General features: G+C 69.8%; 10 protein-coding genes, 1 pseudogene and 1 riboswitch. Of the genes and pseudogenes, 4 read left to right on the plus strand and 7 right to left on the minus strand.

Features of this window, described 5'->3' with window-relative positions:
- Positions 1-252 precede the first annotated feature (252 nt).
- Positions 253-1,299, plus strand: coding sequence for a hypothetical protein (locus tag ACIRJR_RS25650; RefSeq protein WP_403784671.1), 1,047 nt, complete (start codon positions 253-255; stop codon positions 1,297-1,299).
- A gap of 88 nt (positions 1,300-1,387) precedes the next feature.
- Here the strand turns inward: ACIRJR_RS25650 and cobF are convergent, their stop codons facing one another.
- From cobF to ACIRJR_RS25675, 5 genes and pseudogenes are all read right to left on the minus strand, one after another.
- On the minus strand, positions 1,388-2,179 hold the full coding sequence (cobF, locus tag ACIRJR_RS25655; RefSeq protein ID WP_403784673.1) for a precorrin-6A synthase (deacetylating): 792 nt from the start codon (positions 2,177-2,179) through the stop codon (positions 1,388-1,390).
- 169 nt (positions 2,180-2,348) lie between these two features.
- Positions 2,349-4,667: a 5-methyltetrahydropteroyltriglutamate--homocysteine S-methyltransferase gene (metE, locus tag ACIRJR_RS25660; protein WP_403784675.1), complete on the minus strand. Its 2,319-nt coding sequence runs from the start codon at positions 4,665-4,667 to the stop codon at positions 2,349-2,351.
- Between the two features lie 162 nt (positions 4,668-4,829).
- Positions 4,830-5,046, minus strand: a riboswitch (cobalamin riboswitch).
- 315 nt (positions 5,047-5,361) lie between these two features.
- The gene (locus ACIRJR_RS25665) at positions 5,362-5,946 is read right to left on the minus strand and encodes a S1 RNA-binding domain-containing protein (protein ID WP_403784757.1); all 585 of its coding nucleotides are present in this window, start codon (positions 5,944-5,946) and stop codon (positions 5,362-5,364) included.
- A gap of 125 nt (positions 5,947-6,071) precedes the next feature.
- Positions 6,072-6,319: pseudogene (locus ACIRJR_RS25670) on the minus strand (isocitrate lyase); the annotation flags it as partial.
- Between the two features lie 43 nt (positions 6,320-6,362).
- Complete coding sequence (locus ACIRJR_RS25675; protein ID WP_403784677.1) at positions 6,363-7,199, minus strand: alpha/beta fold hydrolase; 837 nt, start codon at positions 7,197-7,199, stop codon at positions 6,363-6,365.
- Between the two features lie 387 nt (positions 7,200-7,586).
- Between ACIRJR_RS25675 and ACIRJR_RS25680 the strand changes: the two genes are divergently transcribed.
- Entirely contained in the window at positions 7,587-8,177 is a 591-nt protein-coding gene (locus ACIRJR_RS25680; protein WP_403784679.1) for a TetR family transcriptional regulator, read from the plus strand.
- A 12-nt stretch (positions 8,178-8,189) separates the two neighbouring features.
- Here ACIRJR_RS25680 and ACIRJR_RS25685 read toward each other — a convergent pair whose 3' ends face one another.
- Entirely contained in the window at positions 8,190-9,212 is a 1,023-nt protein-coding gene (locus tag ACIRJR_RS25685) for an SMP-30/gluconolactonase/LRE family protein (protein ID WP_403784681.1), read from the minus strand.
- A 196-nt stretch (positions 9,213-9,408) separates the two neighbouring features.
- On the opposite strand from ACIRJR_RS25685, the gene ACIRJR_RS25690 reads away from it, so the two are divergent.
- On the plus strand, positions 9,409-11,211 hold the full coding sequence (locus ACIRJR_RS25690; protein ID WP_403784683.1) for a flavin-containing monooxygenase: 1,803 nt from the start codon (positions 9,409-9,411) through the stop codon (positions 11,209-11,211).
- 455 nt (positions 11,212-11,666) lie between these two features.
- The gene (locus ACIRJR_RS25695) at positions 11,667-12,071 is read left to right on the plus strand and encodes an FKBP-type peptidyl-prolyl cis-trans isomerase (protein ID WP_403784685.1); all 405 of its coding nucleotides are present in this window, start codon (positions 11,667-11,669) and stop codon (positions 12,069-12,071) included.
- Between the two features lie 276 nt (positions 12,072-12,347).
- On the opposite strand, the gene katG is transcribed toward ACIRJR_RS25695, so the two are convergent.
- A complete protein-coding gene (katG, locus tag ACIRJR_RS25700; RefSeq protein ID WP_403784687.1) occupies positions 12,348-14,603 on the minus strand; it encodes a catalase/peroxidase HPI in 2,256 nt (751 codons plus the stop codon).
- Between the last annotated feature and the right edge of the window lie 250 nt (positions 14,604-14,853).

A 14,853-nucleotide genomic window follows, 5' to 3' on the forward strand; every position in this document is an offset into this window, starting at 1 on the left:
ACGACGGTCGGCGTTCGATCTCGAGACCTACAGGCAGCGCATCACCGTCGACCGGTGCATCAACCGCCTGAAGCAAGCGGCCACGGCATCGCCACGGGCCGCGAGAAGACCGCGACCAACTACCCGGCCCAGACTCCATATCGCTGAGATCTTCCTCTGGACTGCCGGCTGACTCAGAGAAGGTGTGTGGTGTCAGACGAGGTGGAGCGCTCGCTCACCCCGTTGTCAGACGCTGCTGGCAACATGCCCGCTATGAATGCCACGTTCACCACCCCGCCGAGGCCGTTCGACATCACCGCGCTCTTCCCCCAACTGGCCCCGCTGGCGCGCACGGCGACCCGGCTGCACCCGCGGCCCGGATCGCCGACCGTGCACGACAGCTCCGTCGGCGGGCCGCTCCTGTGGCCCGCCGACGAACCGTGGCCGCACTGCGAAGAACCGCACGACAAGCATGCGGCGCTCAGGATCAACTCCCCGGACGACATCCGGCTCCAGCGCCGCGTTCTCACCGCAGCAGCCGAGCGCCTGTACCTCGACCCCCAGGCACCCGAGTGGACCCCCGAAGAACAGGAGACCTTGGATCTGATCAGGGCGGGCCGCCCATGGTTCGACGGCCCGATCCCTCTCGTGCCCGTCGCCCAGTTGTACGCCCGCGACATCCCCTTCCCCTGCCCGCCGGACGCCGACCTGCTCCAAGTCCTGTGGTGCCCCTTCGATCACGAGATGGCGCACCCGAAGACCGCCCTCTTCTGGCGGTCCTCCGCCACCGTCACCGACGTCCTCGACGCACCGCCCGAGCCGCCGATCGTCCAGGACGGCTGGTACCTCCCGGAGCCCTGCTCATTCTCACCGGAGCAGATCACCGAGTATCCCAACCCCATGGAGCTGGACAAGGAGATCCGGGACCAGCTGGACGACATGAGCCGCTGGGAGACGATCGACCCCGCGCAGTACAACGCATACGCCGACGATCCGGGCGAGCTCTACCTGAACAACCTCTGCACCGCCCCCGGCTGGAAGACCGGCGGCTGGACCCTCTGGAGCCCCACCGACCCCGTCGACCGCGCCTGTTTGGAGTGTGGCACCGAGGCGGTCCCGCTCCTCACCATCGCCTCATGGGAAGGGGACGGTGGCAGCGCGACCTGGACCGCCAAGGAGGACCGGCCGACCCCGGGCCCGCCGCCCCTCGGCGCCCGGGACGGCAACTTCACCTTGATCGACATCACCGGCGGCAACAACCTGCAGCTCCACGTTTGCCCGTCCTCCCCCTACCACCCCCACTTCGAACTGCTCCAGTGAGCCGTCGCGGAAGTCCTCCGCACCACCGTGCAGGGCCGATCGGCACCCAGCCCAGCGGCCTTGCACAGCATGATCCAAACAAGAGTCCCTAGCCCTCGGTGCCGTCGGGGTGGATCCTCAGCAGACAGGTATCCATGATCCACCCGCGCTCGGCGCGGGCCTCGGCGCGCACCCGGCGGATGCGGTCGGAGACCTCGTCGAGCGGTCCGGAGACCAGGATCTCGTCGGGGGTACCGATATAGGCGCCCCAGTAGATCCATATGCCGCTGCCGGCAAGGTGCCTGAAGCTTTCGTGGGCGTCGAGCATGACGACGATGTCGCCGTCGTCGTTCGGGAGGCTCTCGGAGAGCCGTCGGCCGGGAGTGATGTGGACCGGCCGGCCGACCCGGTTCAGACTGATGCGGTGCCGGGCCGCCAGAGCGGAGACGCTGCTGATCCCGGGAATCACCTCGTAGGAGAACGCCACCTCCTCGCGGGCCCGGATGTCATCGAGGATCGCGATGGTGCCGTCGTACAACGAGGGGTCACCCCATACAAGGAACGCACCGCACTGCCCCGGGGCCAGTTCTTCGCGAATCAGCTCCTCGCAGACGTCGGCACGCCGACGACGCCAGTCGTGAACCGCGTCGGCATAGCCCGCGACCTGTTCCTGGGAGCGGTCACGCCGGGGATCGTCGGCCTCGACGACGCGATACGGCGTCGTCACGTGCTCATCGAGGATGTCCCGTCGCAACCGGGTGAGGGAGTCCTTCCCGTTGCCCTTGCCCAGAACGAAGAAGACATCCGCTCCGCGCATGGCCTTGACGGCGGCCAACGTCAGATGGTCGGGGTCACCGGCTCCGATGCCGATGACCAGAAGACGCCTGAGCCCGGTACTCATCCGGTGGTGTTCCTCTCATGGGCATCCTGGCCTTCCCGCCGGGGCCGCCGCACCTGGGGTGAGCCGAGGAGCGCTGTGACGACCTCATCGAGGTCGGGGGACTTCTCCACTGCTCGCTGTGCTGCGGCCGGGGCGCCTGAGGGGCGCCCCGGCCTTCGGAGTGTTCCGGTCAGCAGGCGGGCAGTTCGCCTCGGACCGTGCGTGCCGCGGTGACGAGGTTCTCGAGTGACGCCCTGGTCTCGGGCCAGCCTCGGGTCTTGAGGCCGCAGTCGGGGTTGACCCAGAGCCGTTCGGCGGGGATGGCCTTCAGCCCCTTGCGGAGCAGTGCGGCGGCCTCCTCGGCGTCGGGCACGCGCGGCGAGTGGATGTCGTACACGCCGGGACCCGCCTCGCGCGGGTATCCGTGTGCCGCCAGCTCGCGGGCGACCTGCATGTGGGAGCGGGCGGCCTCCAGGCTGATGACGTCGGCGTCCAGGTCGTCGATGGCCTGGACGATGTCGCCGAACTCGGCGTAGCACATGTGGGTGTGGACCTGGGTGTCCGGCCGTACGCCGCTGGTGGTGAGCCGGAACGACTCGGTCGCCCAGGCCAGGTAGGCGGCGTGGTCGGCCGCACGCAGGGGCAGGGTCTCGCGCAGAGCGGGCTCGTCGACCTGGATGACCGAGGTGCCCGCGTGTTCCAGGTCGTTCACTTCGTCGCGCAGTGCGAGTGCGACCTGGCGGGCGGTGTCGCCCAGAGGTTGGTCGTCGCGGACGAAGGACCAGGCGAGCATGGTGACCGGGCCGGTGAGCATGCCCTTGACGGGCCGGCCGGTGAGCGACTGGGCGTACGTCGTCCAGCGCACCGTCATCGGTTCGGGGCGGGAGACGTCGCCGGCCAGGACCGGCGGGCGGACGTAGCGGGTGCCGTAGGACTGGACCCAGCCGTGCTGCGTGGCGAGGTACCCCGTCAGCTGCTCCGCGAAGTACTGCACCATGTCGTTGCGCTCGGGTTCACCGTGGACCAGGACGTCCAGGCCGGTCTTCTCCTGGAAGGCGATGACGTCACCGATCTCGGCCTTGATGCGGTCCTCGTATCCGGCGGTGTCGATGCGTCCGGTCCGCAGGTCCGCGCGGGCGGTGCGCAGTTCGGCGGTCTGCGGGAACGAGCCGATGGTGGTCGTCGGCAGCAGGGGGAGGCCGAGGTGTGCGCGCTGGGCGGCGGCCCGCTCGCCGTAGGGCTGGGAGCGGCGGCCGTCGGTGTCGGTGATCGCGGAGGCCCTGGCCCGTACTGCCGGATCGCGGGTGACAGGAGAGTCGGAGCGGGAGGCGAGGTCGGCGCGGTTGGCGGCGATCTCGGCGGTCACCGCGCCGGTGCCCTGGGACAGCCCCTTGGCCAGGGTGACGATCTCGGCGGTCTTCTGCCGGGCGAAGGCGAGCCAGCGCAGGATCTGCGGGTCGATGTCCTTCTCCGGCGCGGTGTCCAGGGGGACGTGCAGCAGGGAGCAGGACGCGGCTACATCGACCCGGTCGGCGAGGCCGAGGAGCGTGGCGAGGGTGGCCAGGGACTTCTCGTAGTCGTTGATCCAGATGTTGCGTCCGTTGACGACACCGGCGACGAGCCTCTTTCCCGGGAGCCCGCCGACGGCGGCGAGGTCCCGGAGGTTGGCTGCGGCCGCGCCGGTGAAGTCCAGCGCCAGGCCCTCGACCGGGGCCTTCGCCAGAACAGGGAGAGCCTCGCCGAGCCGGTCGAAGTAGGACGCGACGAGCAGCTTGGGGCGGTCGGTGAGGGCGCCGAGGTCCCGGTAGGTGCGTGCGGCGGCGTTCAGCTCGGCGGATGTGCGGTCCTGGACCAGAGCGGGCTCGTCGAGCTGCACCCACTCGGCACCGGCGGCGCGGACATCGGCGAGCACCTCCTCGTACACCGGCAGGAGGCGGTCCAGAAGGGTGAGCGGTTCGAAGTCGGCCGGTGCTCCGGGTGCGGGCTTGGCGAGCAGAAGGTAGGTGACAGGGCCGATGAGCACGGGCCGGGCGGTGTGTCCGAGCGTGAGGGCTTCCTTGAGCTCGGAGACCTGCTTGGAGGAGTCCGCGGTGAAGACGGTGTCCGGGCCGAGCTCGGGCACGAGGTAGTGGTAGTTGGTGTCGAACCACTTGGTCATCTCCAGCGGGGCGACGTCCTGGGTTCCGCGCGCCATCGCGAAGTAGCCGTCGAGAGAGTCGGCGTGGACGGCCTCGCGGTGCCGCTGCGGGACGGCGCCGACCATGACGCTGGTGTCCAGGACGTGGTCGTAGTAGGAGAAGTCTCCTGTGGGGAGCTCATGGATGCCGGCATCCGCCAGTTGCCGCCAGTTGGACCGGCGCAGTCCGGCTGCCGTCTCCTGGAGGGCGGCGGCGGTGATCCGGCCCTTCCAGTAGCCCTCGATGGCCTTCTTCAGTTCCCGGTTCGGGCCCTGGCGGGGGTAGCCGTACACGGTGGCTCGTGCCGCCGCGGCCGCGGGCTTCGCTGTCACGGAAATCTCCTTCGCGAGATGACTCCTTGAGATCCCGGAGACAGGACACGGACGCGAAGGGATGACGCACCGGACGGAACACGTGCACGCCCTCGGCGTGAGGTTCTGCCTGGTATGTACGCCGACCCGCCCACGAGGTCACCGGGATATCCGTACGCGAGTGGTCGCGTACGGGCAACGGGCAGGTCTTCGGACTCGCGGGCACATCTGCCGGGGCAGACTCCTACTGGCCGTCGCTTCCCGGATCCGTCCGGATCCAGTGCTCTTGACGGCGGTCGTTCCCACTCACCGCTGCGGGGCAGTCCCGGATTCCCACCGGGTTCCCTCTTGCGACGCGTCTGCCTGGCGGGCAGGGCGAACCAGCTGCACCGGCCACCATAGAGGGTCGAGCGCTCCTCGGACGTCGCCGTCCAGATCCCCGGGACGTGACGTGAGCCACCGGGGCCGTCCGGCGGGGAGCGCAAGCGGGGCGGGCAGCAGACCACCGTCCGCCGCCCGCCCTCCTCCACAGCACCGCCGAGCCTCTCGGCCCGGCAGCGACCCGGTGTTCCTCAGGCGTGGAACCCGCGACCGATCCCGCCACCTGCCACAACGCCCGTTGCCGACCGGAGGAGATGGCCGCGGCCGTGCCCACTCGGCATCTGTGAGATCGCCCCGCCCCATGCTCACCTCAACGATCCGGGCACGGAGGCCGTCACGTGGGCAGCACGCCCCCTGCGTACCGGCCGCTCTCCGGACTGGAGAGGAACACCCGGCGGCCTGGCAGATCGACTTCCCGGACGACGACGGCAATCTCATCTCCGACCTCGAAGCCCTCTGCCGGACCCGCCGCAGGGCGCCCGTCGATCTCTCTGGACGGGACCAGCCCCAAGATTCCGTCCTCGAGCTCGACGAAGATGCCGATGGGAACCACCTTCGCAACCGTCCCGCGGAATTCCTGGCCACCCACCGTGCGTTCGGCGAAATCCTGGAAGGGGTCGCGCTCCAGTGCCTTCAAGGACAGCCTGGCCTCGGCGTTGTAGGTGTCGAACCCAAGGAACTCGCAGGCGACACGCTGCCCCACCTGAACAACATCGGTGGGATGATCGAAGCGCCGCCAGGACAGTTCGGGGATACCGAGGAACCCGACACCGGGCAGGGTGGGATGATCAGGCCCGTCGTCCAGGGCCACGAAGACCCCGAACCGTTCGACCGCCGCGACGGTGCCGGACAGGATGTCGCCGCAGTGCAGGGACTCCAGGAACGCCCAGAGTTCCGGGCTCTCAGACTGCCGATCCATACCCGCAACCCTGGCACACGACGTCATGTGCCAGCCATGTCCGCAAGCTGAAGCGACCGCCGCGGTCACGCCGTTCGATCCGACGGACCGTGGAAGGCCGGCCGCAGCGATTCACACAGGCCCTGGTGGAACTGCTGTTCCTGGGTGGAGCCGGTCAGCGCGGTGGTGGAGGAGGCCGGGTTGACTGCCGTAGAGATCTGGCCGAAGCAGCCGGTGCCGACCTCACGCTGTGCTGCACCGCGCTGAAGCCGTACTCCTGTGCTGCGAACCCGTGCTCCTGGATGTCGACGTAGGCGGTCATGCCGTGCTCGGCGTAGCCGCGGGCCAGGTGGATCATGCCGTGGACGAGGGAGTGGGATCCGGCCTGGGCGATCAAGTTCCGGACGCCGTCGGAAGCCGGAGTACCGAGAACGGGTTCAGCCTTGGAAGAACCCGATGAGCTTCGGCGCGAGTTTCTTGGGCGCCATGACCACCGCTCCGTGATTGAGGCCCTGGAGCGTGTGATGGCCGGCGTCGGGCAGCACCTCCGTGACCGCCCGCGCGGCGCTCTGGAAGCCGTCCGGGCTCTTGGACCCGGTCATGACCAGGGTCGGTGCAGTCGCGGGCGACCACATCCCGGCGGTGAGGGGTCTGCCCTGCTGGGTGTCGCCCATGACCGCGATGTCGTAGGGCAGGGTAGGGGCCATCGCCTTGAGGTTCGACCACACTCCGGGCATCAGCCGCATCGATCCGACCATGAACGCGGGCATGCCCTGGGCCTTGGTCATGAAGACCTTGACCGCCTCGCCGCGCCGGTCCTCGGCGATCAGACCGTCGATGTGCCGTGCGAAGTCCCGCGGCGGTCCGAAGTCGCCGGGGGCGACGGCGAAGGGCGGCTCGTAGAGCGCGAGGCGCTTGATGTCCAGGCCGGCCGCGGCTGCGCGCAGAGCGAGTACCGCACCGGACGAACTGCCGAACACCGAGGCAGAACCGCCCGCATGCTCGATCAGCGCCGCGATGTCGTCGATCTCGCGCCCCACCGTGTAGTCGGCGTTGTTGCCGCTCGCGCCCCGGCCGCGGCGGTCGTAGTTGACGACGGTGAAATGCGGGGCGAGGAGCCGGGCGAGTTTCCTGGTGTCGGAGCGGTCGGCCAGAGCCGAGGACACCAGGATCACCGCAGGCCCGCTGCCGGACTGCTCGAACGCGATGGGGGTGCCGTCACTCGAGACAACCGCGGACTTCACGGTGGCCGCCGGCCCGCTGGTTGCTGACATGCTCTTCTCTCCGCTTCGCGTGGAGGTGCCGTCTCCTGATGCAGATGAGACAGCGGCTCGGCGGAGAAATCATCGGTCCCGCGGGATCGAATTCCGAACCTCGTGCGCCGAGCGGCCGTGGCCTCAGTCCTCGTGGTGGCGCGACCGGTCCATGCGACGGGCGGGCCGTGCGCACGGCAGTGGTGTGCGAGCTGGCAGGAGTCCGTGCCTGGCGCCATCTGCCGCTGACGTTCGGCACATCCTCCGGCACCGCGCGTCGCCGCTTCACGAACTGGACCGAGGCCGGCTTGTGGGGTCCGCTCATCTGCGAGACCCCCGCCATCCGGTCCTGTCGGGGGCTACGGCGGCGCCGACCTGTCGAACTCCGCGCGGAGGTACCCTTTCGGGATGACCCAGCCCCTTATGCCCGCCGAGCGGCGGCCCGCGAATCACGGGCCGAAGGTGGCTGCCCGCAACCGGGACGCTCTGATCGTCGCCGCGCGAGAGATCTTCGCGTCCCACGGACTGGACGCCCCGCTCTCCGCGATCGCGCGGCGCGCCGGGGTCGGGCAAGGCGTCCTGTACAGGCACTTTCCCGACCGGTCGGCCGTGGCGATCGCCGTGCTGGAGGAGAACGTGCGGCAGGTCGAACAGGCGGCCGCGGCCGAGGGGGCGCGTTTCGCCGATGTTCTCGGCGTTCTGACCTGGCACCTGAAGGAGTCGGCTGCGTTTCTGGGCCTGCTGCACGGCAATGGGGCCACCAGCCACTCGGAAGCCCTCGCGCACGCCCTGGTCCTGTCGGGCCGCGTCGAGTCCGCCCTGCGGCAACACCTGCCCGAGGGGCACCGGCTGGGTGAGGCGAACGACCTCATGCTCGCCGTCGCCATGGTCTCCGGCGCCGTCAGCGGTCCCACGCGCGAGGTGCGGGAACGCCGGGCGAAGGCCGCGTGGCGGCTCGTGGACGTCGAAGTGGGGCCTGTCCGGCCCTTCGAGGGGTGAGCGCCGGCGGCGTCAGCCGCCGTTGGACTGCCGAGTGCCCTTCGCCAGTGCGTCGAAGGTGTACAGGTATCCGCCGGCCGGTCCGCTGACCGTCATGTACGCCTTGGTCCCGCCGGGCGTGATCGCCACGTTCGTGGCCGATTCGAGGCCCTTGGTGCGGGCCGGGATCTCGATGGTCGCGAGGTGTTCACCGTGCTTGCTGTACACGGCCATGGCCGCGCGGCCGTGGAGGGCCTGGTAGAGGTTGCCGTCCGCGTCCACGGCGATCGAGTCGGTCTGGGCGATGCCGCCGTCCACGCGCACGGCGGTGTGCCGGGAGGTCACCTTTCCCTCTCCACCGAGGCGGAGGTAGGAGATCCGGTTCTGTGTGAGTTCGCTGATCCACAGACCCCGGTAGTCCGCGTCGAAGGAGATCCCGTTCACCGAGGCGAGCCCCTCGGCGAGGACGGTGGCCTTCTCGCCGTCCCGCTCGATCCGCACCACGCGCCCCTGCGCGTCGCCGGTGGACAGGCTGCGTGAGTCGCTGACGTACAGGTTCCCCTCCGGGTCGAAGGCGATGTCGTCGGGGTTCATCCTCGCTCCGTCGACTTCTCCCGAGAAGAAGGTCCGCGGGTCACCACCGTCCGGAGCCAGGCTGACCACCTCACCGTGGGCGTAGTCGGTCAGGTACAGGCGGCCGTCGAACGGGCTGAACTGGGCTGAGGTGTAAGCCCCTCGGTCATCGGTGTGAACACCCTGCGACGTCTTCTTCCTCACGTCGACGCGCATCACCTTCGGCTTCCCTGCGGGCGCCGTGACGTCGACGACGAGCAGTCTGCCGTTCTCGTCGAACGTGGGGCCTTCGAGCAGGGTCATCCCGGTCTCTTGGTGCACCTGCGTCAACTGCATGACCTGGTGGGCGCGGATGGTCCTGTCCGCGCCACCGGCGGCCGGTGTGCCCCGGTCGGACCCGATGGTTTCCGTACCGCATCCGGTGAGGGCCAGCGTGCCGGTGATGGCGAGCGCCGCGAAGGACCGGACCGGGAGTCGTCGCATGGGGGGATCACTCTTCCTGTCTGTGGGGAGCCCGTCGGCCATCAGGTGCACGTGGTCCGTACGGGTGTGCGGACGCACCGCCCCGTGTGTGTGCGGGCGGCCCGTGCCGCAACCGGACAGTGATGTCCGGTAGTTGCTACCGTAGCGGATGGCTGCTCGATCCGGTGCGGCCGACCGATTGGAGTGAGACCCCCACATGACGACCACTCAAGCCACGGAATCCGACGGCCTCGACACCTTGAGGCAGCGCTACAGCCTCGAACGTGAACGTCGGGTACGGCCCGACGGTGCAAGCCAATACCACCAGGCTCAGGCCGAGTTCGGCTACTACGCCGCCGATCCCTACGCGGGCGACGTGACCGCGCGTGAGCCGCTGCAGGACACCGTCGACGTCGCCGTGGTCGGTGGCGGGTTCGGCGGCATCCTTGCCGGGGCGCGCATGCGGCAGCAGGGCGTGGGGCGCGTGCGGATCGTCGAGAAGGGGGGCGATTTCGGTGGCACCTGGTACTGGAACCGCTACCCGGGCATCCACTGCGACATCGAGTCCCACATCTACCTGCCGATGCTCGACGAGACCGGCTACGTGCCGGAGTGGAAGTACTCTCCCGGCGAGGAGATCCGCCGCCACGCGGTGCGCATCGCCGAGAAGTACGATCTCTACACGGACGCCCTGTTCTCCACCGCGGTCACCTCGCTCACCTGGGACGAGGGGTCGGAGACGTGGATCGTGGCCACCGACCGCGGTGATGTTTTCCGCGCCACGTACGTCGTCACGTCCACCGGCACCATGTCCGAGCCCAAGCTGCCCGGGATACCCGGCATCGAGACCTTCCAGGGCCATACCTTCCACACGTCGCGCTGGGACTACTCCTACACCGGCGGCACCCCGGACGGCGGCATGACCGGCCTCAGGGGCAAGCGAGTGGGGATCGTCGGCACCGGCGCCACCGGTGTCCAGGCCATCCCCATGCTGGCCGAGGACGCCCAGCACGTCTACGTGTTCCAGCGCACCCCGTCCAGTGTGGATGTGCGGGCCAACCGCCGCACGACCGCGGAGGACGTCGGCGCCGGTCGTGACGGCTGGGCCCGTGAGCGTCGTGAGAACTTCCTGCGCATCGTCTCCGGCGAGCCGGCCGACCAGGATCTCGTGGCCGACGGCTGGACCGCCTCGGCGGCTCTCCTGGAAAAGCTCCTGCCCAGCTTCCGTCGCGACGAGGAGGGGGCCGCCTTCGAGGCCGCTTACGAAGCGGCCGACGCGGCGAAGATGAACGAGTTGCGCGCCCGTGTCGAGCAGACGGTCGCCGACCCGGAGACCGCTGACAAGCTCAAGCCCTGGTACCGGTACGCCTGCAAGCGCCCCACGTTCTCCGACAAGTACTACGCGGCGTTCAACCGCGACAACGTCTCCCTGGTCGACACCGCCGACACGCACGGCATCGAGCGCATCACCGAGCACGGGGCCGTCGTCGGCGACGACACCTACGAACTCGACTGCCTCATCTTCGCCACGGGGTTCTCCGTGGGAGTGTCCGGAATCCTCTCCGGCAAGCTCCCCGTCCACGGACGCGGCGGCACCCAGCTCCTGCACGCCTGGGCGCGGCAGGGCCCGCGGACGCTGCACGGCTTCACCGGCAACGGCTTCCCGAACCTGATCCACATGGGGTCCCTGCACAACGCCAGCAGCGTCAACTTCACGCATGTACTCGACGAGCAGGCCGTCCACGCCGCCGCCCTCGTCGCCGCGGCCGAGACCGAGCACGCCCTCATCGAACCGTCCCCGGAGGCCGAGGACGCCTGGCTGGCCGTTCTGGCCAAGGGCGCCGCGGACCACGAGTGGTTCCACGCGGAGTGCACCCCCGGCTACTACAACCGTGAGGGGCTCGGCCGCCCGAACAGCGCGAGCGCCTACCCCCACGGAGCCGTCGCGTTCCATGAACTGCTCAAGCGGTGGCGCGAGGAGTCCATCGGCGAGGGCCTGAGGCCCAGGACCGCCCTCTAGGACTCCCACGGCCACCTCCGGCCCGTGCCGTGCTCCCGGACACGATCAGGGGCAGACGCCGGTCCGGTCTCCTCGCAGGCCGAACCGGCGTCACAAGCGCGGCCGGGCCGAGGGGCGAGGGCACGTCGTGGGCACACACCGCCCTCGGCCGGTCACTGGCCGGACCTTCTCGGTCATGCCGGCGATCACGCCGTCGGTGATCGTGGAGATCCAGGATTCGGGGATCTCCACGCCGCGCATGCCGACGAGACGCGCGGAGACATCCCTGTGCCGCAGCCCTCTCGCCGACAGCGGCAGGACCGTGTCGTGCGCACGCGGTCCTCGCGAACGCCGTGTTACGGCAACGGTGCACATCGGGGCAAGGCATTGCCGGTAGCGTGATCGCCTGCCACATGGAAGGTCCATGGGGCCGGTCGGCCCGTGCGCGGGACTCCGGTGGCGAGCGAGGGGCCGTGATGAGCGAGACGACGAAGCCCGGAGTCCAGGTTCCGGAGGGCGACGCACCCGACGAACTGACGGTCCGGGACCTCGTGGTCGGGGACGGACCCGAGGCGCGGCCGGGCAGGGTCGTCCAGGTCCACTACGTAGGGGTCACGTTCGCGTCCGGAAGGGAGTTCGACTCCTCCTGGGAGCGGGACCGGCCGTTCAAGTTCGCCGTGGGCGGCGGCAAGGTCATCAAGGGCTGGGACCGGGGAGTGAGAGGGATGAAGGCCGGCGGCCGGCGCGAGATCATCGTTCCCCCGCGTCTCGGTTACGGCAGACAGTCACCCTCTCCGCTGGTCCCCGCGGGCTCGACGCTGATCTTCGTCGTGGACCTGCTCACGGTCGTGGGCGGGCCCCCGGAACGAGGTCCTGCCTGAGCGCCTCGGCGTGGGCGTGACGTTCCTGGGGAGCCGGGGATTCGGCGTCCTCGCCGGCGGTGAGAACCGTGACACCGGTCCTCCGGCATCGCGGTCACCGCAGCCGTGAACCGTCGCTTCGTCGTGACGTGCTGTGGGGTCCGCGCGTGCGTGCGCGGACCCCACAGCCGGATCGTGCCGGTCCCCGGCAGGCGGATGTGCCGGGCGCGGCCAGGGGCTCTCGTCCGGTTCAGGCCGGGCTCGCGTGCGCGGTGCGGCCTGAACCGAACGAAATCCCTAGTTCACGTCGAAGCGGTCGAGGTCCATGACCTTGGCCCAGGCGGCGACGAAGTCCGTCACGAACTTCTGCTTCGCGTCGTCGCCGGCGTAGACCTCGGCGAGGGCGCGGAGCTCGGAGTTGGAGCCGAAGACCAGATCGGCGCGGGTGCCGGTCCACTTGACCTGGCCGGTCGCGTCGCGGGCCTCGAACTCGTCCTGCGCCGACGACGTCGACTTCCAGGTGATGCCCAGGTCGAGCAGGTTCACGAAGAAGTCGTTGGTCAGCGTGCCCGGGCGGTCGGTGAGGACGCCGTGTTCCGAGCCTCCGGCATTGGCGCCCAGCACGCGCAGACCGCCGACCAGGACGGTGGTCTCGGGGGCGCTCAGCGTCAGCAGGTTGGCCCGGTCGAGGAGCAGGTACTCGGCGGGCAGGCGGCTGCCCTTGCCGACGTAGTTGCGGAAGCCGTCGTACGCGGGTTCCAGGGCGGCGAAGGACTCCACGTCCGTCTGGTCCTGCGTGGCGTCGACCCGGCCCGCGGTGAACGGCACCTGGACCTCGACGCCTGCCTCCTCGGCCGCCTTCTCGACGGCCGCGTTGCCCCCGAGGACGATCAGGTCGGCCAGTGAGACCTGCTTGCCGCCCTTGGCGTTGAAGGATTCCTGGACGCCTTCCAGAGCGCGCAGGACCTGGGCCAGCTCCTCCGGGTCGTTCGCCTCCCAGCCGCGCTGCGGCTCCAGACGGACCCGGGCGCCGTTGGCGCCGCCCCGCTTGTCGCTGCCGCGGAAGGACGCGGCCGAGGCCCAGGCGGCCGAGACCAGCTGTGCCACCGTCAGGCCGGTGGCGAGCACCTGCTCCTTCAGCGCGGTGGTCTCCGCGGCGTCCAGCAGCTCACCGGTGCGCGCGGGCAGCGGGTCCTGCCACAGCAGCACCTCCGAGGGGACCTCAGGGCCCAGGTAGCGCTGGATGGGGCCCATGTCGCGGTGCGTCAGCTTGTACCAGGCGCGCGCGAAGGCGTCCGCGAACTCCTCCGGGTTCTCGTGGAAGCGGCGCGAGATCTGCTCGTACGCAGGGTCGAAGCGCAGCGACAGGTCGGTGGTGAGCATCTGCGGCTTGTGCTTCTTCGACGCGTCGTGCGCGTGAGGGATGGTCGCCTCCGCGTCCTTGGCGACCCACTGGTGCGCACCGGCCGGGGACTTGGTCAGCTCGTACTCGTAGGCGAAGAGGTTGTGGAAGAACTCGTTGCCCCACTTGGTCGGGGTGCTGGTCCAGGTCACCTCCAGACCGCTCGTGATGGCGTCCCCGCCCTTGCCCGTCCGGTAGGAACTGCGCCAGCCCAGGCCCTGCTCCTCCATCGGAGCGCCCTCGGGGTCCGCGCCGACACTCTCGGCCGGGCCCGCGCCGTGCGTCTTGCCGAAGGTGTGGCCACCGGCGATGAGGGCGACGGTCTCCTCGTCGTTCATCGCCATCCGGCGGAACGTCTCCCGGATGTCGCGGGCGGCCGCGAGCGGGTCCGGGTTGCCGTTGGGGCCTTCCGGATTGACGTAGATCAGGCCCATCTGGACCGCGCCGAGCGGGTTCTCCAGCTCACGGTCGCCGGTGTAGCGCTCGTCGTCGAGCCAGGTGGTCTCCGGGCCCCAGTAGACGTCCTCCTCCGATTCCCACACGTCCTCGCGGCCACCGGCGAAGCCGAAGGTCTTGAGGCCCATGGTCTCCAGGGCGACGTTGCCGGTGAGGATCAGCAGATCGGCCCAGGACAGCGACTGGCCGTACTTCTTCTTGACGGGCCACAGCAGGCGCCGGGCCTTGTCCAGGTTGCCGTTGTCCGGCCAGCTGTTCAGCGGGGCGAAGCGCTGCTGACCGGCGCCGGCACCACCGCGGCCGTCGCTGATGCGATACGTGCCGGCGCTGTGCCAGGCCATCCGGATCATCAGCGGTCCGTAGTTGCCGAAGTCGGCCGGCCACCAGTCCTGCGACGTGGTGAGTACCCCGGCGATGTCCCGCTTCACGGCGGGCAGGTCGAGCCCCTGGAACGCGGCCGCGTAGTCGAAGTCCGCACCGAGCGGATTCGCGACCGCGGGGTTCTTGGCAAGGATCTTCAGGTTGAGGCGGTCCGGCCACCACTGGCGGTTCCCACCGCCCTGTGTGGGGTGCGCCGCGCGGCCGTGGGCCACGGGGCAGCCGCTCGCCTGTGCCTCGGGCACCTCGGGGACGGCCGTCTCCGGCGAATCCGGCACGACGGGATCGAAGACGTGTGACTCGTGGTTCTCGGTCATGGCAGTCCTTCCGGACCCGGCGGGTCATGGGGGCGCTGAACAGGGGGGAGGAGGATCCGGGCCTCGCGGAGGGGCACGCTCTGCCACGAGGGTCTTGCCGCGGCCGCCCGAACGCCTCACGGGCCACCGGACCGGACGGTACCGGGCGGTTGCCGCGAGTGCGGCGCTCAACCGGCGTCGTCCATCGCGTGTCTCTGCAGCCGGACCGGAGTCTTCCTGTCTCTTGGATGTCGCCGGGATCGATCCTACG

Source organism: Streptomyces sp. NPDC102402 (genome assembly GCF_044765765.1).
Classification (GTDB): domain Bacteria; phylum Actinomycetota; class Actinomycetes; order Streptomycetales; family Streptomycetaceae; genus Streptomyces.

Bases quoted from the DNA above. Each gene is read 5' to 3' on its own strand.
- ACIRJR_RS25690 (WP_403784683.1), top strand. From the start codon at position 9,409: ATGACGACCACTCAAGCCACGGAATCCGACGGCCTCGACACCTTGAGG.
- ACIRJR_RS25665 (WP_403784757.1), bottom strand. From the start codon at position 5,946: ATGGATCGGCAGTCTGAGAGCCCGGAACTCTGGGCGTTCCTGGAGTCC.
- cobF (WP_403784673.1), bottom strand. From the start codon at position 2,179: ATGAGTACCGGGCTCAGGCGTCTTCTGGTCATCGGCATCGGAGCCGGT.
- ACIRJR_RS25685 (WP_403784681.1), bottom strand. From the start codon at position 9,212: ATGCGACGACTCCCGGTCCGGTCCTTCGCGGCGCTCGCCATCACCGGC.
- ACIRJR_RS25695 (WP_403784685.1), top strand. From the start codon at position 11,667: ATGAGCGAGACGACGAAGCCCGGAGTCCAGGTTCCGGAGGGCGACGCA.
- ACIRJR_RS25680 (WP_403784679.1), top strand. From the start codon at position 7,587: ATGACCCAGCCCCTTATGCCCGCCGAGCGGCGGCCCGCGAATCACGGG.
- ACIRJR_RS25675 (WP_403784677.1), bottom strand. From the start codon at position 7,199: ATGTCAGCAACCAGCGGGCCGGCGGCCACCGTGAAGTCCGCGGTTGTC.
- katG (WP_403784687.1), bottom strand. From the start codon at position 14,603: ATGACCGAGAACCACGAGTCACACGTCTTCGATCCCGTCGTGCCGGAT.
- ACIRJR_RS25650 (WP_403784671.1), top strand. From the start codon at position 253: ATGAATGCCACGTTCACCACCCCGCCGAGGCCGTTCGACATCACCGCG.